The 22,746-nt window shown below is 56.3% G+C and carries 14 protein-coding genes, 4 tRNA genes and 1 pseudogene; 10 read left to right on the top strand and 9 right to left on the bottom strand.

Features of this window, described 5'->3' with window-relative positions:
- Entirely contained in the window at positions 1-2,190 is a 2,190-nt protein-coding gene (locus tag ACQG03_RS13760; RefSeq protein ID WP_063162911.1) for a TonB-dependent siderophore receptor, read from the top strand.
- 167 nt (positions 2,191-2,357) lie between these two features.
- Positions 2,358-2,433 (top strand) — tRNA-Asn (locus ACQG03_RS13765).
- Between the two features lie 99 nt (positions 2,434-2,532).
- On the opposite strand, the gene cbl is transcribed toward ACQG03_RS13765, so the two are convergent.
- A complete protein-coding gene (gene cbl, locus ACQG03_RS13770; protein WP_063162910.1) occupies positions 2,533-3,483 on the bottom strand; it encodes an HTH-type transcriptional regulator Cbl in 951 nt (316 codons plus the stop codon).
- Between the two features lie 96 nt (positions 3,484-3,579).
- Entirely contained in the window at positions 3,580-4,497 is a 918-nt protein-coding gene (gene nac / locus ACQG03_RS13775; protein ID WP_022648585.1) for a nitrogen assimilation transcriptional regulator NAC, read from the bottom strand.
- A 320-nt stretch (positions 4,498-4,817) separates the two neighbouring features.
- Here nac and ACQG03_RS13780 point away from each other — a divergent pair.
- Positions 4,818-4,893: transfer RNA gene (locus tag ACQG03_RS13780), tRNA-Asn, on the top strand.
- An 83-nt stretch (positions 4,894-4,976) separates the two neighbouring features.
- On the opposite strand, the gene ldtA is transcribed toward ACQG03_RS13780, so the two are convergent.
- From ldtA to ACQG03_RS13795, 3 genes are all read right to left on the bottom strand, one after another.
- Positions 4,977-5,909 carry a L,D-transpeptidase gene (gene ldtA / locus ACQG03_RS13785; RefSeq protein WP_063162909.1) on the bottom strand — a complete coding sequence of 311 codons (933 nt, stop codon included), beginning with the start codon at positions 5,907-5,909 and terminating at the stop codon, positions 4,977-4,979.
- A gap of 62 nt (positions 5,910-5,971) precedes the next feature.
- Positions 5,972-8,665, bottom strand: a complete 2,694-nt coding sequence (locus tag ACQG03_RS13790) for a cation-transporting P-type ATPase (protein ID WP_063162908.1) — start codon at positions 8,663-8,665, stop codon at positions 5,972-5,974.
- Positions 8,666-8,712: 47 nt separating this feature from the next.
- On the bottom strand, positions 8,713-9,144 hold the full coding sequence (locus tag ACQG03_RS13795; protein WP_023300514.1) for a universal stress protein: 432 nt from the start codon (positions 9,142-9,144) through the stop codon (positions 8,713-8,715).
- A 472-nt stretch (positions 9,145-9,616) separates the two neighbouring features.
- On the opposite strand from ACQG03_RS13795, the gene ACQG03_RS13800 reads away from it, so the two are divergent.
- The 3 genes from ACQG03_RS13800 to ACQG03_RS13810 are packed head-to-tail and all read left to right on the top strand — an operon-like array spanning position 9,617 to position 14,726.
- Positions 9,617-10,702, top strand: a complete 1,086-nt coding sequence (locus tag ACQG03_RS13800; protein ID WP_022648590.1) for an efflux RND transporter periplasmic adaptor subunit — start codon at positions 9,617-9,619, stop codon at positions 10,700-10,702.
- A complete protein-coding gene (locus ACQG03_RS13805; protein ID WP_063162907.1) occupies positions 10,702-13,764 on the top strand; it encodes an efflux RND transporter permease subunit in 3,063 nt (1,020 codons plus the stop codon). Before ACQG03_RS13800 ends, ACQG03_RS13805 begins: the two co-directional genes overlap by 1 nt.
- Positions 13,765-13,802: 38 nt before the next feature.
- On the top strand, positions 13,803-14,726 hold the full coding sequence (locus ACQG03_RS13810; protein ID WP_161956935.1) for an acyltransferase: 924 nt from the start codon (positions 13,803-13,805) through the stop codon (positions 14,724-14,726).
- On the opposite strand, the gene pagP is transcribed toward ACQG03_RS13810, so the two are convergent.
- Positions 14,723-15,298, bottom strand: coding sequence for a lipid IV(A) palmitoyltransferase PagP (pagP, locus tag ACQG03_RS13815; protein WP_023300518.1), 576 nt, complete (start codon positions 15,296-15,298; stop codon positions 14,723-14,725). The two genes, ACQG03_RS13810 and pagP, sit on opposite strands and share 4 nt — an antisense overlap.
- A gap of 256 nt (positions 15,299-15,554) precedes the next feature.
- On the opposite strand from pagP, the gene shiA reads away from it, so the two are divergent.
- The 3 genes from shiA (at position 15,555) to ACQG03_RS13830 (ending at position 20,190) form a co-directional block, all read left to right on the top strand.
- Positions 15,555-16,871 (top strand): shikimate transporter, encoded by a 1,317-nt coding sequence (gene shiA, locus ACQG03_RS13820; RefSeq protein WP_022648594.1) that lies wholly within the window; start codon positions 15,555-15,557, stop codon positions 16,869-16,871.
- 76 nt (positions 16,872-16,947) lie between these two features.
- Positions 16,948-18,402, top strand: coding sequence for an AMP nucleosidase (locus tag ACQG03_RS13825; RefSeq protein WP_022648595.1), 1,455 nt, complete (start codon positions 16,948-16,950; stop codon positions 18,400-18,402).
- 15 nt (positions 18,403-18,417) lie between these two features.
- Positions 18,418-20,190 carry an aminopeptidase P family protein gene (locus tag ACQG03_RS13830; protein WP_058677948.1) on the top strand — a complete coding sequence of 591 codons (1,773 nt, stop codon included), beginning with the start codon at positions 18,418-18,420 and terminating at the stop codon, positions 20,188-20,190.
- Between the two features lie 142 nt (positions 20,191-20,332).
- On the opposite strand, the gene ACQG03_RS13835 is transcribed toward ACQG03_RS13830, so the two are convergent.
- A tRNA-Asn gene (locus tag ACQG03_RS13835) sits at positions 20,333-20,408 on the bottom strand.
- Between the two features lie 103 nt (positions 20,409-20,511).
- Positions 20,512-21,995, bottom strand: a pseudogene (emmdR, locus tag ACQG03_RS13840) (multidrug efflux MATE transporter EmmdR).
- A gap of 161 nt (positions 21,996-22,156) precedes the next feature.
- Here emmdR and ACQG03_RS13845 point away from each other — a divergent pair.
- A tRNA-Asn gene (locus tag ACQG03_RS13845) sits at positions 22,157-22,232 on the top strand.
- Between the two features lie 136 nt (positions 22,233-22,368).
- Here ACQG03_RS13845 and ACQG03_RS13850 read toward each other — a convergent pair.
- Positions 22,369-22,704 (bottom strand): DUF496 family protein, encoded by a 336-nt coding sequence (locus tag ACQG03_RS13850; protein WP_063162906.1) that lies wholly within the window; start codon positions 22,702-22,704, stop codon positions 22,369-22,371.
- Between the last annotated feature and the right edge of the window lie 42 nt (positions 22,705-22,746).

Here is a 22,746-nt window from a genome sequence, read left to right on the forward strand (position 1 = left end):
ATGAAACGTTCTCATCTTTGGGTTTTAAATCCGTGCTTGCTTGCCATGCTTTCTACCTCTGCGTGGGCGGAAGAACAAAAGGAAGAAGATATTGTGGTTTCTGCCAGCCGGGCACATCGCAGCGTGGCAGAGATGGCGCAAACCACCTGGGTTATAGAGCGGGCGGAAATTGAGCAGCAGGTTCAGGGCGGGAAAGAGATTAAAGAGGTGCTGGCCCAGCTGATCCCCGGCATGGACGTCAGCAGCCAGGGACGTACCAACTACGGCATGAACCTGCGCGGTCGCTCCATGATGGTAATGGTGGACGGCGTACGTCTGAACTCGTCCCGCAGCGACAGCCGCCAGCTCGACTCTATCGATCCGTTCAACATTGACCGTATCGAAGTCATTTCCGGCGCCACCTCGCTGTACGGCGGCGGCAGTACCGGCGGTCTGGTGAACATCGTCACCAAAAAAGGCCAGCCGGAGACCGAAGTGGAGTTCCAGACCGGGGCAAAAAGCGGGTTTAACAGCCATAACGACCATGATGAGAACGTCTCAGCAGCCGTGAGCGGCGGCAACGACAATGCCTCTGGACGTCTGTCGGTCTCCTATCAGCGCTACGGCGGCTGGTATGACGGCAACGGCGACGAGGTGATTATCGATAACACCCAGACCGGCTTGCAGTATTCCGACCGTATCGACGTGATGGGAACGGGCACCATCAACATCGACGATCATCAGCAGCTCCAGTTAACCACCCAGTACTACAAGAGCGAATCCGACGGCAAACACGGCCTGTTCCTCGGAGAGAATTTCGCTGCGGTCACGGGCGATGCCAAAGCCTATAACAAAGACAACCTGAACTCTGACCGTATCCCGGGCACAGAGCGTCACCTGATCAACCTGCAGTACTCGAACACCGACTTCTGGGGGCAGGATCTGGTTGCGCAGATTTACTACCGTGATGAGAGCCTGACCTACTACCCGTTCCCGACGCTGAGCAAAGGCGCGGTGACCAGCATTGGCGCGTCCCAGCAGAAAACCGATTTTTACGGCGGCAAGCTGACGCTGAACAGCAAGCCGATGGATGACCTGACCCTCACCTGGGGTGTGGATGCCGATCACGAAACGTTCGACGCTAACCAGCAGTTCTTCGACTTAAGCAAAGCGGCGGCGAGCGGCGGCATGGAGCTGGACAACGCCTACAACGTGGGCCGTTACCCGGGATACAGCATTACCAACCTCGCGCCGTTCCTGCAAGCCAGCTATGACATTGACGCTATCACCCTGAGCGGTGGCGTGCGCTACCAGTACACCGAAAACAAGGTGGACGATTTTGTCGGTTACGCCCAGCAGCAGGCAATCGCCACGGGCAAAGCCACCTCCGCTGACGCGGTGCCGGGCGGGAAAACCGACTACAACAACTTCCTGTTTAACGCCGGGATCCTTGGACGTCTGACCGAACAGCAACAGCTGTGGTTTAACTTCTCCCAGGGCTTCGAAATTCCGGACCTGGCGAAGTACTACGGCTCCGGCACCTATCAGCTGGTCGATGGTCACTATCGCCTGCAAAACAGCGTGAACGTGAACGACTCAACGCTGGACGGTATTAAGGTCAATGCTTACGAGCTGGGCTGGCGCTTCACCGGCGATAACCTGCGTACCCAGGTGGCGGCCTACTACTCGCTCTCGGATAAAACCATCACCATCAACAAGAGCGACATGACCATCAACCTGGAAGACGACAAACGTCGTATCTACGGGATTGAAGGCCAGGTGGATTATTTCTTCACCGACAGCGACTGGAGCACCGGGGCGAACTTTAACGCCATCAAGTCCGAAACGCGTGAAAACGGGAAATGGCAGAAGCTGACGGTCGACAGCGCCAGCCCGTCGAAAGCCAGCGCATGGGTGAACTGGGCGCCGGGCGACTGGGCCCTGCGCGTGCAGAGCACACAAACCTTCGACGTGTCTGACGCCGACGGTAAGAAGATCGATGGCTATAACACCGTTGATTTCCTGGGCAGCTACGCCCTGCCGGTGGGCAAAGTCAGCTTCAGCGTGGAGAACCTGCTGGACAAAGACTACACCACCGCCTGGGGCCAGCGCGCACCGGGGCTGTATAGTCCAACCTACGGTGCACCGGGTCTTTATACTTATAAAGGCCGTGGACGTACGTTTGGTCTGAACTACTCCGTTCTGTTCTGATCCTGCGCGCCGCCTGTCTGCGGGCGGCGCGATTTGCTGTGCAATTTGAAAGCAAATTTGCTATTAAATCATCGGTTTGCTGAAATTGTCGGCAAACGAACAAAAACGGTGTTTTCCCCTTTGACAAGGCGCACGCAGGTCGATAATATGCGCCTCGTTCACACGATTCCTCTGTAGTTCAGTCGGTAGAACGGCGGACTGTTAATCCGTATGTCACTGGTTCGAGTCCAGTCAGAGGAGCCAAATTTGAAAAGCCTGCTTTTAAAGCAGGCTTTTTGCTTTTGTGGGTTCGGTAAATTTGCCGGGTGGCGGCTGCGCCTTACCCGGCCTACTGATTAGCGACTAAATCTGATAATCAATCTCCACCTCTTCCGGTTCCATCACCTGGCGTTTGATCTCATCCACGGACAGCCCTGCATTGCACAGCTCGATAAATCGCCACACGTAGTTGCGCTGAAGCTGCCCGCGCTTTAGCCCCAGCCAGACGGTATTCGCGTCGAAAAGATGACGCGTATCCAGGCGCACCAGATTTCCGGCTTCATATTCTCCGCCAGACTGCTCGGCCACCAGGCCAATCCCCAGCCCTAACTCGACGTAGGTTTTGATCACGTCGGAATCCTGTGCGCTCAGCACCACGTCCGGTGTGAGACCTTTACGCTTGAACGCTTCATCAATGCGCGAGCGTCCGGTAATGCCCTGCCGGTAGGTAATCAGCGGCCATTTGACGATCTCTTCCAGCGTCAACGGCGAAACCTGATTCAGGGGGTGATCGGCGGGTAACAGCAGGCTGTGATGCCAGCGGAACCACGGGAACGCCACCAGCAGCGGGTCGTTGCTCAGCCGTTCACTGGCGATACCAATATCTGCCCCACCGTTATGCAGCAGCACTTCGATTTCCTGCGGCGTGCCCTGGATCAGTTCCAGACGTACGTCCGGGAAGATCTCACGAAATGCTTTGATAACGGTCGGAAGACTGTAGCGCGCCTGCGTATGGGTGGTGGCGATTGTCAGCACACCTGACGCGTCGTTGGTAAAGAGATCTGCCAGCCGACGAACGTTGCTGGCCTCATTGAGAATGCGCTCAGCGATGGTCAGCAATGCCTTGCCTGGCTCCGTCATGCCCAGCAGGCGCTTGCCGCGACGGATAAAAATCTCAATGCCTAACTCCTCCTCAAGCTCGCGGATATGTCGGCTGACACCCGACTGAGAGGTGTAAAGCATGTTAGCGACCTCGGTCAGGTTGTAATCCCGCCTGGCCGCCTCACGAATAATTTTAAGTTGCTGGAAATTCACGATTCACTCCGGCGCATCTGACATAAGGCTATTGTTAAAGTCAGCCGGGCTGAAGAACAAATAATAAAAACCAGCATCTTATGCTTATTTGGAATATCAGCTGACCAGTTGCAGCTCGCGATTTTCCAGCGACGGCTTACTGACCAGAGACATCAGGATCTCTTTCACCGCCTGCGCCTGCGGTGACAGGGAGCCGCGCGCGGACATATTCAACGACAGCGGTAAGCTCATGGATGGCGTGGTGATGCGGGCCATCCAGCCATTCGCCGCGCTGCACAGTGAACGTGCGGCAGACTCGGGCAGTACCGTTACCCCCATGCCGCTGGCAATGGCGGCAGTCAGCGTGGAGATGGAATCAATCTCCCCGATAATCTTCGCCGTCAGACGGCGCAGCGAGAACGCTTCGTCAACGCGAACGCGCACGGCGCTGTAGTCGCGCGGCAGGAACAGGTTCATCTCTGCCACGGCGGTTAAATCAATGCTCTGGCCGGGGCAATCACGGGTCCCGACCAGATAAAGATCTTCCTTAAGCAGCGGCTGGCTGGTGATCCCGGCAACCGGTGAGCGATCGTACAGCACCGCCATATCCAGCTGACCGTTGAGCAGTTTGTCATTGAGCACGGAACCACTGTTCTCATGCAGATAAACCAGCACTTCCGGTAGCTCCGCGCGCACCGCCTGAAGCAGCGGCATGGTTACCGACGATGCGGCCGTTCCCGGCGCCAGGCCGATGGAGACATTCCCGCTCAGGGTCTGACCTACGTTGTGCACGGCCAGTTGCGCCTGTTCGCACTGACGCAGGATCGTACGGGCATGGGTATATAAAATTTTTCCCGCTTCGGTAGGCGTTACGCCGCGCTTGGTGCGGATCAACAGTTGCTGGTCCATTTCGCCTTCCAGAGTCGCGACCTGCTGGCTCAGCGCAGGCTGCGCGATATGCAGCACTTCAGCCGCCTGGGTCAGGCTGCCGATATCGACGATTTTTACGAAGTATTTCAGTCGTCTTAAGTTCATGTTGCCCCCTGTTCGAAGATAGCGTGCCGGTAACGGCTGTGTTGTTAAACAGGTTTTGCAATATGGATGCCAGGTTTTGGCAGCGAATAAATATCTTTGCTAAGCGGCTGAAAATAAGGAAAGCCAATCGCTGGTGCCTGTTTTCAGACAGTGACAACGGATTCCGATCTGCCCCATTCGGGGTATATCTGCACAATAATGGTGCATTACGTTGGTAAAAACGTCAGTTTGCTGTTTTTGTCAGCAAACAGTCTAAAGTCGGCGATCCATCCTTTGACAAGGCGTACGCAGGTCGATAATATGCGCCCCGTTCACACGATTCCTCTGTAGTTCAGTCGGTAGAACGGCGGACTGTTAATCCGTATGTCACTGGTTCGAGTCCAGTCAGAGGAGCCAAATTTGAAAAGCCTGCTTTTGAAGCAGGCTTTTTGCTTTTCTGCGTTTGGTAATTTTGTCGGGTGGCGCTCCGCTTATCCGACCTACGGTCCTGTAGGCCCGGAAAGCGCAACGCCACCGGGCATTGCAAGCCTCACCGGCATCCCCGACCGCCGTTCCAGCTCAGCGCCCGCCCCTTCACTTATCAGCTGCGTACTTTGCGCGGCCGAAATGGGCAGCGGCACTTTTCGGGTTGATTCAAATTCCGCGCGATTGCGTGAAAGCGGCTCGTGAACCTCTACCCAGCGGCTACCATCCGGCTCGGTGGTCACTTTTACGGGCTGATCGATAAGCTGTACCCGCGTCCCCACCGAAACGTTATCGAACAGGTATTTGATATCGTTATTACGCAGGCGAATGCAGCCCTGGCTGACGCGCAGGCCAATGCCGAAATTTGAGTTGGTACCGTGGATCGCGTACAGCCTGCCGATATAAAGGGCATACAGCCCCATCGGGTTATCCGGCCCGGCGGGCACGAACGCGGGCAACGTTTTCCCCTCTTTCGCGTAAGCGCGTCGCGTGTTTGGTGTGGGTGACCAGGTTGGGCCTTCCTGCTTGCGCTCAACGGCGGTTACCCAGTTACGCGGCGTTTCGCGCCCGGCCTGACCAATGCCAATAGGCAGCACCTCAACCGTGTTGCTGCCGGGTGGATAATAGTAAAGACGCATTTCCGCGACGTTCACCACAATCCCTTCACGCACGGTTGGCGGCAGAATAAGCTGCTGCGGCACCACCAGCGCTGTACCGGCACGTGGTAAAAACGGATCTACCCCCGGGTTAGCTTCCAGCATATTGCTTAACCCTTGCCCGTGCTGCGCTGCAAACGCTTCGAGCGGCAGGGTATTGCCTTCAGGTACGGTGACAGTTATCGGCGCTCCCACCAGGCGGCTCCCCTCGGGAGGGAGTGGGTAGGTTACAGCAGATGCAGCGGGAACCAGTATACAAAGCGTAAAAACGAACGCGGCAAATCGAATCATAGTGTTCTGTACTCGGTCAAAGAGAAAGCCTGCCGGTGGGCAGGCTTAGCCTACTCATTCAGTTATCCTTTCGTCGTGCGCCATCTCCGGGTAAGGACTTTTTCCGCTTCAACAATCATGAACATTGCGAACCCGATCAGGAAGGTAATGATCCAGTAGCGGAACGGCAGCGCTTCGGTACCGAACAACATCTGCATAAACGGCGCATAGACGATCAGAAGCTGAAGGGCCAGAAGTACGCCGCTCACCATCCATATGCCCTTGTTAGCCAGCAGACCTTTACTCAGGGAGAAGCCGTCGGTGACGCGGCAGTTGAGCATGTAAAACCACTGGGCAGTGACCAGCGTTTGCAGCAACACGGTGCGGATGAACTCCGCCGAGTAACCGCGCGGTTGCAGCCAGGCCTCCAGCACAAAGGCGCTGATGGCAATCATCAGGCCGACAAACACCACGCGCCAGATGGCGTAACCGTCCATCACGTGCAGGTTAGACTTACGCGGCGGCCGGTTCATGATGTCCTTCTCACCCGCTTCAAACGCCAGACCAAACGACAGCGTTGCCGAGGTTGCCATGTTCATCCACAGGATCAGTACCGGTGTTAACGGGATCAGGTTCCCCGCCAGCAGGGCAATAATGATCAGCAGGGCCTGGGCGATGTTGCTCGGGATAACGAACAGAATGGTCTTTTTCAGGTTGTCGTAGACCCGACGCCCTTCATGGACCGCCCGGGCAATGGTGGCAAAGTTATCATCCGTTAACACCATATCGGCGGCTTCTTTGGTGACTTCAGTACCTTTGATCCCCATCGCGATGCCGACATCCGCCCGCTTCAGCGCAGGCGCATCGTTCACGCCGTCCCCGGTCATCCCGACCACTTCCTGCTTACTTTGCAGCGCCTGCACCAGACGGAATTTATCTTCCGGGCTGGTTCGGGCAAAGATATCGTATTTTTGCGCCGCCTCGCTCAGCTGGTGGTCGTCCATCGCCTCCAGTTCGCGCCCGGTAATGGCGCTCGCCGCGTTGCCAATACCCAGCATCTGACCAATGCTCATCGCCGTTTGTGGATGATCCCCGGTAATCATTTTCACGCGAATGCCCGCCTGCAAGCAGTCGGCAATGGCCGAAATGGCTTCCGGGCGCGGGGGATCCATCATGCCCGCAATGCCGAGCAGTATGACCCCCTCTTGCAGATCCGCATGCGTCAGCTCGCGCTGCCCGCTGGCAGCCGGTTTCCAGGCCGCAGCCACCATGCGCAATCCTTCGCGCGCATACTCTTCAATCTTCTCTTCCCAATAGTGCAGGTTGAATGGCTCCAGCCCGTTTTGAGTCTGCTGGTGCTGGCAAAGACGGAAAAGGACGTCCGGCGCACCGGTGATTAACATCACCTCTTCGTCGCCCAGGCGATAAAGGGTGGACATGTATTTATATTGCGAATCGAATGGGATTTTACTGCGCAATTCGCCGTCAATTGGCGGAAGCGGGATTTTTGCCGCCAGCACCTTCAGCGCGCCTTCGGTAGGCCCGCCGGTGATTTTCCACAGCCCCTGCTCATCTTTGATCAGCTGGCTGTCATTACAGAGATCGACGGTGCGCAGATAGCGCTCCAGCACAGACCCCTGGGTCACGGTTACCGGTGTTGGATCGTCAACAGGGTGAATATTGCCCACCGGCTCGTAGCTGTCTCCCTCCACGCGGTAGGTGGTGTCCGCGGTAATCACCGCTTTTACCGTCATCTCATTCATGGTCAGGGTGCCGGTTTTATCCGAGCAGATCACTGTCATCGCCCCCAGCGTTTCCACGGTAGGCAGCTTGCGAATAATCGCCTTGCGACGCGCCATCGCCTGCACGCCCAGCGAGAGGATGATAGAGATAATGGCCGGTAAACCTTCCGGCACCGCCGCCACCGCAAGGCTAATCAGCGACAGCACCAGCTCTGATACGGGCATATCACGGAAGATAAGACTGAAAACGAACAGCGCCAGCATCATCACCAGAATGGTGATAAAAATGGTCTTGCCGAGCTTGTCCATTTGCACCATCAACGGGGTACGGTGTTTTTCAATGTCCGACATCATCTGGTTGATATGGCCGAGTTCGGTCTCCCCCCCGGTCGCCACCACCAGCCCTTTTCCCCCGCCGGAGCTGACGGTGGTGCCAGAATAAAGCAGGTTGTAACGGTCGCCTAACGGCAACTCCCCGTGGAGCGCATCGCTGCTTTTCTCCACTACCGTGGATTCGCCGGTAAGAATAGCTTCTTCCACCCGCAGGTTGTGCGCCTCTATTACGCGAAGGTCGGCAGGAATGCGATCCCCGGCGCGTATCACCACGATATCTCCCGGCACCAGCGCTGTCGTCGGGATAGTTTCATGGTTGCCCTGCCGGATGACCACAGCCTCGCTGGAGAGCATATTACGAATGCTTTGCAGCGATTTCTCCGCATTGCTCTCCTGAATATGTCCAATCAGGGCGTTGATGATGGCCACCCCAAGAATGACAAACATATCCACCCAGTGTCCCATTATCAGCTTCAGCAGCGCCGCCGCCAGTAGGACGTAAATAAGGACATCGTTGAAATGGGCCAGAAAGCGCAGCCAGCCAGGTTTACCCGGTTTTTGCGGTAAGGCATTTTCACCGTATTTTTCCAGTCTGGCGGTGGCTTCTGCACTGGTAAGTCCGTCCAGGCTGGATTGGATATTTGTCAGGGTTTCATCAACGGTCTGTTGATAATACGGATGGTGAGGCTTTTCTGTTATCATCGTTCCTTCCTCGGGTTCTTTTCAGAAATCACCTTGCTTTCATGTCATTAACGAATAACGAAAACAGGAACATGTGCATAACGAACGATACTCGCCGCCTCTGACCCTAATAAATGGGTTTGAATATTGGGATTGCGCGACCCCACAATAATCGCGCCGACGTTAAGTTCATCCGCCAGTTTGATTACCTCATCACGTATATTCCCGCTGCGAACATGTAGATGGACATTTGCTTCCGGCAGGCTGATTTTTTTTACCAGCGCGGCCAGTTTTTCTTTAGCATTATTAATCATATATTCATCCATCTTTCTCGCGTCTGCAATAAAACCGCGGGTCAGTTCCGCCGAGAACTTTGGCATAACGTACAGCAGATGGACATTACCCGATGCGCTTTGCGCCAGGAATTGGGCATGCTGTAGCGCTTTATCAGACAACGCTGTTTCGTATACATCCACCGGCACCAGAATCGTTTTATACATATCAAGCATCCTTTTTATAACCAACACAACAGTGAGTGAATCAGGAGAGATCGCATCAAACCCATGGGTACAGGCGTGAATGCCTTTTACGGAAAAAAGGAATGGATGCTATTAAACGTAGCACAGGAATATCAGGATGTTATTCAAAGGGGATACGCTATCGTATCGCTTGTTTCGCCTGAGTATGTCACGCCACTAATAATGGTTATTTAACATTTATTTATTCACCGACTATGCTCATAGTCAGACATGCAACACGTTCATTCTCATTATCCCGCGCCACCTTCAACCTCATGGAGGAATGCATGTACGGTTTAAGCCTGATTCGCCTTGGTTTGTTTATTGCGCTTGCCATTATCGCCAGCACAGCAATCGGTTTATTTACCTATGTGGTCGTCTCGGCCCTGGCGGAATAGCGCCACCCCAGCATTGATGATGAAATAAATAAAACAATTATTATCAGGGGAATACTGTGAAGCGCTACCTCTCTCTTCTGCCTGCTGTTTTATTGCTGCTGACGGCGTGCGACCCCAAACCCGACCGCGCCGCGCCCCTGCCAAAAATGGTAAAAGTCGCAGAGGTGGTGAAGGCCGGCAACGCGCAGCAGCGCGTATTTCCCGCGCGTATCGAATCCGGCGACGCCACCGATCTCGCGTTCAAACGTGCCGGGCAGATTGAGACCCTGGACATTCGCCAGGGTGCCGTTGTCAAACAGGGGCAACGGCTCGCCAGTCTTAACGATCGCGAAGCCCGGCAGCGTCTGAACGACAGGCAAACGGCGGCGACCCTGGCTCAGCGGCAATTCGACCGCTTCCAGACCCTGGCAGGACGCCAGGCCGTGTCGAAGGCCGAGATGGATGTCCAGCGCGCAAACCGCGATTCTGCAAACGCCGCGCTACAGATTGCTCGCGAGGAATTAAGCCAGATGACGCTCGTCGCCCCCTTTAGCGGGACAGCGGCCAGCGTACATGTGCGAAATCATCAGGTCGTCTCAGCCGGCCAGCCCGTCGTCACCCTGACCCGTACCGACCTGCTGGACGTGGTGTTCAGCCTTCCAGAGAACCTGTTTAACACCTTCGATATCCGCAATGCGCAGTACAAACCGGTAGTGAGGATCAACGCCCTGCCCGGTCGCGAGTTTACCGCTGTGTACAAAGAGCACTCAGGCAGTAGCGACAGCAACACATTGACCTGGCAGGTGATTTTAACCATGCCCCGCCCGGATGATTTTCCCGTCGTGGGCGGCGTCAGCGGAACGGTCACCATCAATTTAACCAACCTACCGGCGGGCGTGGGCAGTGAGGCGCTGGTGGTGCCGGTTGAAGCGGTCTTTAACCCGGATAACCGCCCGCGCAATGAGCCACACGTCTGGGTGGTGACGGGCGAAGGCGATACGTTGCACCTGGAAGATCGTAAGGTCAGCGTCGGGCAAGTCAGCGCTGAGGGGGTCGTCATCGTCGGTGGGCTTAAGGCGGGTGAACGCGTGGTGGCCGCAGGCGTTGGGGAGTTACATCCCAACCAGCCGGTACGTATCTGGACGCGTGAACGGGGACTGTAATGGATATCTCTCGTCAGTTTATCAGCAACCCGGTTCGCGTCTGGCTGACTATTCTGCTGCTGGGCGTAGGTGGCATTATTGCCCTGTTGAACATCGGCAGACTGGAAGATCCGGCGTTTACCATCAAAACGGCGGTGGTAATCACTCATTATCCGGGCGCGTCGGCGCAGCAGGTTGAGGAAGAGGTCACCCTGCCGCTGGAAAACGCGCTTCAGCAGTTACCTTACCTGGATAACGTCAGCTCCATCTCCTCCAGCGGCCTGTCGCAGATCACGGTCAATATAGCCTCGCGCTACCACTCAAATGCGCTGCCGCAAATCTGGGATGAACTGCGTCGCCGGGTGGGAGATGCCGCTCGACAGTTTCCACCGGGGGTAGTGACCCCGTTTGTGAATGACGATTTTGGCGATGTGTTCGGCTTTTTCTTTGCCATTTCCGGCGATGAATTCAGCAATCCGGAACTGGTGCGGTATGCCGAGCAGCTGCGCCGGGAGTTGGTCCTCGTGCCGGGCGTGGGCAAAGTGGCCATCGGCGGAGCCCTCACCCAGCAGATTAACGTGGACATTTCTCTGAGCAAAATGGCCGCGCGCGGGATTACGCTTAACCAGCTTTCTGCCCAGCTCAGCAGGCTGAACGTGGTTTCCAGCGCAGGAGAGATCACCTCCGGTACAGAGTCAATTCGTCTGCATCCTACAGGTGAATTCGAAAGTATTGACGAGCTGGCCGATCTCATAGTGACCCCGCCCGGCGTTGGGGCGGCTACCCGTTTACGGGATATTGCCACCCTGTCACGCGGGCTGGATGCGTCCCCTGCCAGCATCTACCATGCCAACGGCAGAAAAGCCGTCACCATGGGCGTCTCCTTTATACCCGGCGTTAACGTGATCGACGTGGGACATGCCCTGGAGGCGAAGCTTGAGCAGATGTCAGCCGAGAAACCGGCAGGTATCCATATCGACCTGTTTTACGATCAGGCGGCGGAGGTCGGGCATTCCGTCAACGGATTTATCATTAATTTCCTGATGGCGCTGGCGATTGTCGTCGGTGTGTTGCTGATCTTTATGGGCTTACGCAGCGGGCTCATTATCGCCTTTTCCCTCGCGCTCAACGTGCTGGGCACGCTGCTGATCATGTATCTCTGGGGCATAGAACTACAGCGTATTTCACTGGGGGCGCTGATCATCGCCCTCAGTATGCTGGTCGATAACGCCATCGTGGTTGTCGAAGGGGTACTGATAGCCCGGCAGCAGGGCTCACCCCTGCTTAACGCCATTAACGCGATTATTCGCCGCTCTGCGCTGCCGCTGCTGGGTGCGACGGTCATCGCCATCCTGGCTTTTGCGCCCGTCGGGCTGTCACAGGATTCCACCGGCGAATACTGTAAGTCGCTGTTTCAGGTATTGCTGATTTCGCTGATGCTGAGCTGGTTCTCAGCCCTCACCATTACGCCGGTGCTGATTAAATGGTGGCTGTTTAAACATGACGCTGCACCGCCAGACGCCGACGAAACGGATCCCTACGACAAACGCATCTATCGGATCTACCAGGCGGTGCTCAACGCGCTGTTACGGCGTAAAGCGCCAACGCTGATGGTGATGGCCGCGCTGCTGGCTGCCGCCATCTGGGGCTTTGGCTCGGTGCGGCAGAACTTCTTCCCCTCATCCAGTACGCCAATTTTCTTTGTCGATCTCTGGCTCCCTTACGGGACCGACATTAACTGGACCGAGAAGATGACCGGCGATATCGAGAAAACCATTAACGGCCAGCCTGGTGTGGAAACTACGGTCTCGACGATTGGTCAGGGAAGTATGCGATTTATTTTGACCTACAGCGGACAGCGGCAGTACAGCAACTATGCACAAATCATGGTGAGAATGGACGACCAGCGTAACATCCCCGCCCTGACCCGCCACGTTGATGAGTACATTGCACGGAACTACCCGCAGGTTAACGCCAGCACGAAACGGGTGATGTTTGGCCCCTCCGGTGACAGCGCCATTGAAATACGTATTAAGGGCCCCGATCCGGACAGGCTGCGTCTGATCGCCAGCCATGTAGACAGTATTCTTACGCGCGATCCGGCGACGGACAGCGTCAGGAACGACTGGCAAAACCGCAGCAAAGTGATCCGCCCGCAGTACGTCACCGCGCTGGGACGTGAGCTTGGCGTGGATAAGCAAGACGTCGATAACGCCCTGGAGATGAATTTCTCCGGCAGCCGGGCGGGACTGTACAGAGAAGGAAGCGACCTGTTACCCGTGGTGGTGCGCCCGCCGGAAAGTGAACGGCTGGACGCCAATCACCTGAATAACGTCCTGGTATGGAGCCAGACCCGTCAGCAGTATATTCCGCTGAGCAACGTCGTCAGCGGCTTCGCGCTGGAGTGGGAAGATCCGCTGATCCTGCGTCGCGACCGCTCGCGCGTGCTGACCGTGCAGACCGACCCTGACCCGCTAAGCCAGCAAACGTCCGGCGATATTCTCGCCCGCGTGAAGCCGCAAATAGATGCCCTGCCTCTGCCCCACGGCTACAGCATCGAATGGGGCGGGGACGCGGAGAACTCCAGCGAAGCGCAGCAGGGGCTATTTACCACGCTGCCGCTCGGGTATCTGGTGATGTTTGTGATCACGGTGCTGATGTTCAGTTCGGTGAAAAACGCCGTCGCTATCTGGCTGACCGTGCCGCTGGCGCTGATCGGCGTTACGCCCGGTTTTTTACTTACCGGGATCCCCTTTGGCTTTATGGCACTGATTGGCCTGCTGAGCCTGAGCGGGATGCTGATCCGCAACGGCATTGTGCTGGTGGAAGAGATTGAGCAGCAGAAAGCGCAGCAGGATCAGCACAGTGCGATCGTTTACGCCGCCACGTCGCGCCTGCGTCCCATCCTGCTCACCGCCTTTACGACCGTGCTTGGCCTCGCCCCCCTGCTGCTGGATGTGTTCTTCCAGAGCATGGCCGTTGTGATTATGTTTGGGCTTGGGTTTGCTACAATCCTGACGCTGCTGGTACTCCCCGTAATTTACGCGTGTTTTCATCGTAAGGACGAAGCTGAACAACAATGAATGCGACAGGGCTGAACATCATCAAGACGCTGGGCTGTATGACGGCGGTCACCTTCTTCACCATCTACAACACCTGGGACCATTACGATTATGACTATCACTGGATCCTCGGTTTTTTAACCTTCATTTCGACCATCGCCACGCCGTTGTTTTTTGTGGTTGCAGGGTATCTGGATGGGCAATCCCGACACGGCACGCGCTGGCAGCTGGATAAGATCAAAAGCCTGGTGATCGTCTTTCTGTTCTGGGTAACCATTTACTACCTGTGGGAGCCCTATCAGCGCGGATATCTGATCCAGCCCTGGTTCGTGTTCGCGTTTGTCGTGATTTACACTTTTCATCCGGCGGTGGAGTGGCTCAGCCAGCGGCGAACGCTGTTTTGCGGGGTGATTGCCACCCTGCTGCTTTTCTCATACGGGTACGATTTGCTGTCAGCCCTCTATCCTGATGTCCACGTGCTTTCATTGTCGCCGCAGTATCGCCTGTGGACGTGGCTGCTGTTTTATCTGACGGGGCAGCTCTTTTGCGATCCGCAGATTGCGGCGTGGATCGGCCGCAAAAATGTGGTCAGGGCAGCGGTGATTGCCATACCGTTTATCTATCTCTTCACGTGGTTTTACGAACGGCATTTCTTTTTTGCGCTATTTAAAGCGGACAGAAACGCCTTTATCCTCACCGGATCGCAAATCTACATCCTGATTATTGCCCTGGTGATTGCGGCCAACGGCGTACGTTTTCGCCGCAATGCGGAGTTTAAAGAGTCCGTGCTGGCCGCCATTAGCAAAACGATGACCGGGGTCTATATCATGCACTACTCGGTGTTTCACCTGCTGACGGCGCTCATTCCGGTAACGTCCCTGAGCACCAAACTTGCTCTGATTGTGCTCACCTTTGTTACGTCGGTCCTGTTTTCGCTGCTGATCCTGTCCAACGCAGTGGCCAAAAAAGTGATCACACTTTAAAAGCCCAGGCGCAGCCAGGCAAACAGCACGTTGCCGTTGTTGTAGGTTCCGGGAATATAGGTGAACTGGACGGTGACGCGCTTATATCCGGCAGAGAAAAGCGGGAAGATAAACGGCAGCGGGACATAGTTGGCAAAGTCGTCGCGCGCGGTGATCCCCGCGGCGGCCCCCAGCCCCAGACGGAAATCTTTTGCGTTATCCAGATACCAGCCCTTTTCCCAGCCGTAGCCCATCGCGGGCTGCCACTCGTTATGTGAATCTTTAAACATCATGGCAAAGAGCGCGCTCCAGTTGCCCTCGTCGTTGTAGCGAGAAACGCCCAGTCCGCCGCCCCACGGCATTTCGTTGTAGTTATCCGTTTTCTCTTTGTCATACATAAAGCGGGCATGCCAGCTCAGAAACGGCAGGTAGAGATCGTAACGATCCGGCTGCTCCCAGGTCTGGGAAATATCGTCTGTTACCGCATCCCACCAGCGGTGGATGCGCTGTTCGCCGTAGACTTTTGGCTCCGCATGCAGCGGCGAAGCCACCAAAAACAGGACTACCCAGAGTGCAGGAAAGAGGCGTTGCATCGTTATTCCCTCAGCTTACGTCACACAGCGATCATTATTACTGTAAACCATTCAGCCCTAACCGGAGCCAAACAGGCTGATTTATATTGGGACCCGATAAGATGAAATTTATTGATTCTGCGCTTTCAGGAAAGATAAAAACGTTTTCTCAGGCCGTCTGTCGCGGTAGTCTCATACGTTCCGTCAATATGACGGCTGCAACGTGAGTGACCTTTTCTTATACCAATAATTAAAAATCAGTACAGACAGGACAACTATGGACTCCACCCTCATCTCCGCTCGCCGCAACGAGGAGACACCTTCGCTTAACCGCGCCCGCCGCGCCGCTTTAGGTAGCTTCGCAGGCGCCGTCGTCGACTGGTATGACTTTCTGCTCTACGGTATTACCGCTGCGCTGGTCTTTAACCGTGAATTCTTTCCTCAGATCAGCCCCGCCATGGGCACGCTTGCTGCGTTTGCCACCTTCGGCGTCGGTTTTCTGTTTCGTCCGCTGGGCGGGATAATTTTCGGCCACTTCGGCGATCGCCTTGGCCGTAAGCGCATGCTGATGCTCACCGTCTGGATGATGGGCATTGCCACCGCGTTGATCGGTATTTTGCCCTCCTTTGCATCGATTGGCTGGTGGGCCCCGGTGTTGCTGGTGACGCTTCGCGCCATTCAGGGCTTTGCCGTCGGCGGCGAATGGGGCGGCGCGGCACTGCTGTCCGTGGAAAGCGCGCCGAAGAATAAGAAAGCGTTCTACAGCAGCGGCGTGCAGGTAGGTTATGGCGTGGGTCTGCTGCTCTCCACGGGCCTGGTGTCGCTCATAAGCCAGCTCACGACAGACGAGCAGTTCCTGAGCTGGGGCTGGCGTATTCCGTTTATCTTCAGCATTGTGCTGGTCGTGGTGGCCCTGTGGATCCGTAACGGCATGGAAGAGTCGGCTGAGTTTGAGCAGCAGCAACGCGAAAAACCGGTCGCGAAAAAACGGCTGCCGGTGATGGAAGCGCTGGTGCAGCACCCTGGCGCTTTTCTGAAAATTATCGCCCTGCGCCTGTGCGAACTGCTGACGATGTATATCGTCACCGCCTTCGCCCTCAACTACTCCACGCAAAACCTCGGCCTGCCGCGGGAATTGTTCCTGAACATTGGCCTGGTGGTGGGCGGGATCAGCTGCCTGACCATCCCCTGCTTCGCCTGGCTGGCGGATCGCTTTGGCCGTCGACGGGTGTATATCACCGGGGCGCTTATCGGCACACTCAGCGCCTGGCCGTTCTTTATGGCGCTGGAGGCCCAGTCGGTCTTCTGGATTGTCTTCTTCGCGATCATGCTCGCGAACATCGCTCACGATATGGTGGTCTGCGTGCAGCAGCCGATGTTTACCGAGCTGTTTGGCGCAAGCTACCGCTACAGCGGCGCGGGCGTGGGATATCAGGTGGCGAGCGTGGTCGGCGGCGGGTTTACGCCGTTTATCGCCGCCGCGCTGGTGACGTTCTCCGGCGGGAACTGGCATAGCGTGGCGATTTATCTGCTGGCAGGTTGCCTGCTTTCTGCTGCCACCGCCCTGTTGATGAAGGAAACCGCGCACAGCTGATCTCCTCACTTTTGTTTCACAGGCGTGTGACATACTATCGGGTATAGCCGCACACCTGTGGAACAAGGAGACAGACATGAATAATAAGGGCTCCAGCCTGACCCCGGCTCAGGCGCTGGAAAAACTCGACGCGCTGTATGAACAGTCCGTCAATGCACTGCGCAGCGCCATCAGTGACTATATCGAAACAGGGAAACTTCCCGATGAAAAGGCCAGAACCCAGGGCCTTTTTGTTTATCCATCGCTCTCTGTCACCTGGGACGGCAGCGCCAGCAGCAATCCGAAAACCCGCGCCTATGCGCGTTTCACCCACTCCGGCTGTTACAGCACGACCATCACGCGTCCTGCGCTGTTCCGCCCCTACCTGGAAGAGCAGCTTACCCTGCTGTATCAGGATTACGGCGCGCATATCAGCGTTGAACCGTCCCTGCACGAGATCCCTTACCCGTACGTGATAGACGGCTCAGCGCTGACGCTGGATCGCTCCATGAGCGCGGGGCTGACCCGCCATTTCCCGACCACTGAGCTGTCGCAGATTGGCGATGAGACGGCGGACGGGATCTATCACCCGGCAGAGTTTTCACCGCTGTCGCACTTTGATGCCCGCCGTGTCGATTTTTCGCTGGCACGCCTGCGCCACTACACCGGCACCCCAGCCGAACATTTCCAGCCGTTCGTACTGTTTACCAACTACACCCGCTATGTAGACGAATTTGTCCGCTGGGGCTGTAGCCAGATCCTTGACCCGGACAGCCCTTACATCGCTCTCTCCTGCGCGGGCGGGATCTGGATCACTGCCGAAACCGAAGCACCGGAAGAGGCCATCTCCGACCTGGCGTGGAAAAAGCACCAGATGCCCGCCTGGCACCTGGTTACCGCCGACGGTCAGGGCATTACGTTGATTAACATCGGCGTTGGCCCATCGAATGCGAAAACCATCTGCGACCATCTGGCGGTTCTGCGCCCGGACGTCTGGCTGATGATCGGCCACTGCGGCGGCCTGCGTGAAAGCCAGCTGATTGGTGATTATGTCCTCGCCCACGCTTATCTGCGTGACGACCATGTCCTTGACGCGGTTCTGCCGCCGGACATTCCTATCCCGAGTATTGCGGAAGTGCAGCGCGCCCTGTACGACGCCACCAAAGAGGTGAGCGGCATGCCGGGTGAAGAGGTGAAGCAGCGCCTGCGTACCGGTACGGTCGTCACCACCGACGATCGTAACTGGGAGCTTCGCTATTCCGCCTCCGCTCTGCGTTTCAATCTCAGCCGTGCGGTCGCGATCGATATGGAAAGCGCCACCATTGCTGCGCAGGGCTACCGCTTCCGCGTCCCGTACGGCACGCTGCTGTGCGTGTCCGATAAACCGCTGCACGGCGAGATCAAACTGCCGGGTCAGGCGAACCGTTTCTACGAAGGGGCGATCTCAGAGCACCTTCAGATTGGAATTCGCGCCATCGATTTACTGCGTGCAGAGGGCGACAAACTGCATTCCCGTAAGCTGCGCACCTTCAATGAGCCACCGTTTAGGTGATACTAAGGACACAATATGCACACCACATCACCGCTTACGGCCCTGCGCCAGTGGCTACAGGACAATCAGCTCGACGGGATGATTGTGCCGCGCGCCGATGCCTGGCAGAGCGAATCTTGCGCACCGTATGATGCAAAGCTGGCCTGGCTGACGGGCTTTGACGGCTCGGCGGGGCTTGCGCTGGTACTGAAAGACAGAGCGCTGCTGTTTGTTGACGGACGCTATCAGATTCAGGCCCGCGTACAGGTCAATCTCGACGAGGTGGAGATCCACCATCTGCACAACGAGCCGCTGGCCGAGTGGCTGGCGAAAAACGTTGCGGCCGGCACGCGCATCGGCTTTGATGCGCTGCTGATGACCAATGCAGAGTTTACGCGGCTCTCGGCCACGCCGTGCGAATTGGTACCGCTCGCGCGCTCTCCGTTCGATACCCTCTGGGTTGACCGCCCTGCCGCCCCCGCAAGGCTTATCCGCGAGATGCCTGTAGACATCAGCGGCGAAAGCAGCGCCGCCAAACGCCAGCGCGCCGCCGCCGTGCTGGCAGAGCACCGCGCGGATTATCTGGCCGTTACCCTGCCGGACAATATCGCCTGGCTGCTGAACGTGCGGGGCTCAGATATCCCCTTTTGCCCGGTGCCTCTGTCGTTTGCCCTGCTGAGCCGCGAGGGTGCGGTGGAATGGTTTGTGGATGACAGCAAGCTGAATGCGCTGCCGGATGCCGTGCGGAACGCCTTCACGATTGCGCCTCAGGAAGCCTTTATCCCGCGCTGTAGGCAGCTTGCGCAGGGTAAGCGGGTCATGATCGATCCCGATTCCGCACCGGTGGCGTTACGCTTTGCGGTTGAACCTCAGGGGGAAATTATCTGGCAGACCGACCCGATCACCCTGATGAAAGCTACGAAAAACCCGGTGGAGCTGGCGGGCTATCGTGAATGTCATCACCAGGACGGTGCGGCATGGGTGAATTTCCTGGCCTGGCTGAGCCGGGAAGTTCCTCAGCGGGCCGCGTCGGGAATGCCGCTGACCGAGCTTGACGTGCAGGCGAAACAGCTTGCGTTCCGCCTGCAACAGCCTGGCTTTGTCGAGCCGAGTTTCGCCACCATTTCCGCTTCCGCGAGTAACGCGGCGATGTGCCATTACCACTCAAGCGAGGCCAGCAACAAGCCCATCGGCCACGACCACTTTTACCTGAATGATTCCGGGGGGCAGTACCGCAACGGCACCACGGACGCGACGCGTACCCTGGCCTGGGGAAAGGTCGATCCACAGCAGCGTTTGCACTACACCGCAGTGCTTAAAGGCTTCCTGTCGCTGATTACCCTTCAGTTCCCGTCCGGCACTCAGGGGCACCAGCTGGATGCCTTTGCGCGCCGTCCGCTGTGGGAGTTGGGACTGGATTACGACCACGGCACCGGGCATGGCGTAGGGCATCAGCTTCTGATCCACGAGAACCCGCACCGTTTTGCGCAAAAGGTCAACCCGTGGCCGCTGGTGGCGGGCAATATTATGACCATTGAGCCGGGTTACTACCTGGGCGATAGCCACGGTATTCGCATTGAAAACCAGGTGGAGATTGTCGAAAGCCGTCCGGGATTTTGTAAGTTTGCCTCGCTGACGCTGATCCCAATCGATTTAAGCCAGGTGGAGCTGCATCTGTTGAGCGAGTCAGAAAAACAGTGGCTGGATGAGTACCACCAGCAGGTACGAGAGGCGCTTTCACCCCGGGTGGACAGCGATGCGCGGCCGTGGCTGGTGGAGGCAACGGCGCCAATACGTGTGAACCGGTAGTGCGGCTTTTGCCGGGTGGTGGCTTCGCCTTACCCGGCCTACGATTCGATGTTTTTGTAGGTCGGGTAAGCGGAGCGCCACCCGACAATTTTACTGAACGCAGAAAAGCAAAAAGCCTGCTTAAAAGCAGGCTTTTCAAATTTGGCTCCTCTGACTGGACTCGAACCAGTGACATACGGATTAACAGTCCGCCGTTCTACCGACTGAACTACAGAGGAATCGTGTGAACGGGGCGCATATTATCGATGCGCCCTGAGGATGTCAAAGGGTGAATGCAGATTTTCAATCGTTTGCCGATTTATTCTCCACTTCGCACATTTGTCAGGCACTTGCCGTTTCCGAAACCTCCTGCTCCGGTTTTTTTCGCGGATATTTCCACAGCCAGCGTCCGCTCACCATGCGCCAGTAGAACAGCGCCCCGCGCACGGCCCAGTCAAGGAACATCCCCAGCCAGACGCCGACAACGCCCATACCTAACATTACCCCCAGCGTGTAGCCCGCCACGACGCGGCAGCCCCACATGCCGAGCATGGAGACCCACATCGCAAACCGGGCATCGCGCGCCCCTTTCAGCCCGGCAGGAAGTACCCAGGACGCGGCCCAAATTGGCATAAACGCCGCGTTGAGCCAAATCAGCACCTTCACGACCTCTTTCACGTCATTTTCGTGCGTATAGAACGAGGCCATTAGCCCGGCAAAAGGCGCAGTTCCCCACGCAATCGCCGTCAGTCCAATGGTTGAAAGCCAGAAGACATGCCGAAGCTGCCGTTCCGCCTGCCCTATCTGCCCCTTTCCGAGGCGTCTGCCGGTGATGATCGTCGACGCCGATCCCAGTGCGTTTCCGGGCAGGTTAATGAGCGAGGCGATGGAGAAAGCAATAAAGTTGCCGGCGATGACGTCTGTTCCCATCCCGGCAACAAACATCTGCGTCAGCAGTTTCCCACCGTTAAACAACACGGATTCGATGCTGGCCGGAATACCGATCCCCATCACTTCCCAGATAATGGCGAAGTTAAGCGGACGGAAATAGCTTTTCAGCGTCAGGCGCAGCGATGGCGTAATTCCCGCCATCAGTACGCCGATTATCGCCGCCGCACCAATATAACGGGAAATGGTCAGCCCTAATCCCGCGCCGACAAAGCCCAGCCCCTCCCAGGAAAAGACGCCGTAAATCAAAACACTGCTGATAATGATGTTCAGGATGTTCATGCCGCCGTTTATTAACAGCGGAATTTTGGTATTCCCTGCGCCACGAAGCGCACCGCTACCAATCAGCGCGATGGCAGCCGCCGGATAGCTCAGCACCGTCATTTCCAGATAGGTGAGCGCCAGATCCTTCACTTCACCTGTCGCTTCACCCGCGACGATGTCGATAATTTCTTTGCCGTAATAATGGATAACCGCCGCCAGGATGATCGAAAAGAGGGTCATGATCATCAGCGACTGTCTGGCCGCATCCCGGGCGCGTTTTGGATCGAGTTTTCCAAGACTAAACGCCACCACTACCGTTGTACCGAGATCGATAGCGGCAAAGAAGGACATCACAACCATGTTGAAACTGTCCGCCAGCCCTACCCCGGCCATGGCTTCTTTACCGAGCCAGCTCACCAGGAAGGTGCTTAACACCCCCATCAACAGGACGCAGGTATTCTCCAGGAAAATAGGCACAGCAAGGGGGGTGATTTCACGCCAGAACAGAACTCGATAACTCTTACGTTTTGCATACCAGGGCGTGCGCATAATCGCCTGGCGCAGGGGTGCGGTGACGTTCAAAATGGGCCTTAACGAGAAAGTTGAAACTCCATTTCAAATGATGGGGCAGAAATGTGTATCCTGCAAAGTATTTTCCATAAAATTATGTTTGGATTTACAACAAAATGACGACAGAATCATCAAACAATCACTTTTGCCTGAGATCAGGTTTGACAAAAGTTTTTTCGCCGCTAAGATAAGCCTCCACAACGATTCCTCTGTAGTTCAGTCGGTAGAACGGCGGACTGTTAATCCGTATGTCACTGGTTCGAGTCCAGTCAGAGGAGCCAAATTAAAAAAGCCTGCTTTTAAGCAGGCTTTTTGCTTTTCTGCGTTCAGTAAAATTGTCGGGTGGCGCTGCGCTTACCCGACCTAGGGTCCTGTAGGCCCGGTAAGCGCAGCGCCACCGGGCAACAGAGTGTGCGATTACTCGCCTTTAGCGTCGGCGTTTTTGATTTCGCCCATCACTTTCAGCTTTTTGGAGATGTCGCGACGCTCTTTGGACAGCTCAGCGTTTTTGATGATGTAGTCATCAACGCGATCTTCATAATCGCTCTTCATGCTGGCGATGATGCCCTGAATGGCTTCAACGCTCATACCTGGCTTGATGTAGTCGCTCAGGTTGTCCAGCAGCAGGACACGTTTCTGGTTGTCACGGATCTTCTTCTCTACGTCCTGGATTTCGCGCTGTAGCTTGTTTTTGCGGCGGAACAGGCGGACGAACTCCAGAACATCCTGGAACGAAGGCTTGGTAGTTTCCATTTTTACACCCCTGATAATGTGAGATTCGGATTCGTTAAAGCA

Source organism: Enterobacter cloacae complex sp. 342H5 (assembly GCF_050030905.1).
GTDB classification, from domain to species: domain Bacteria; phylum Pseudomonadota; class Gammaproteobacteria; order Enterobacterales; family Enterobacteriaceae; genus Enterobacter; species Enterobacter intestinihominis.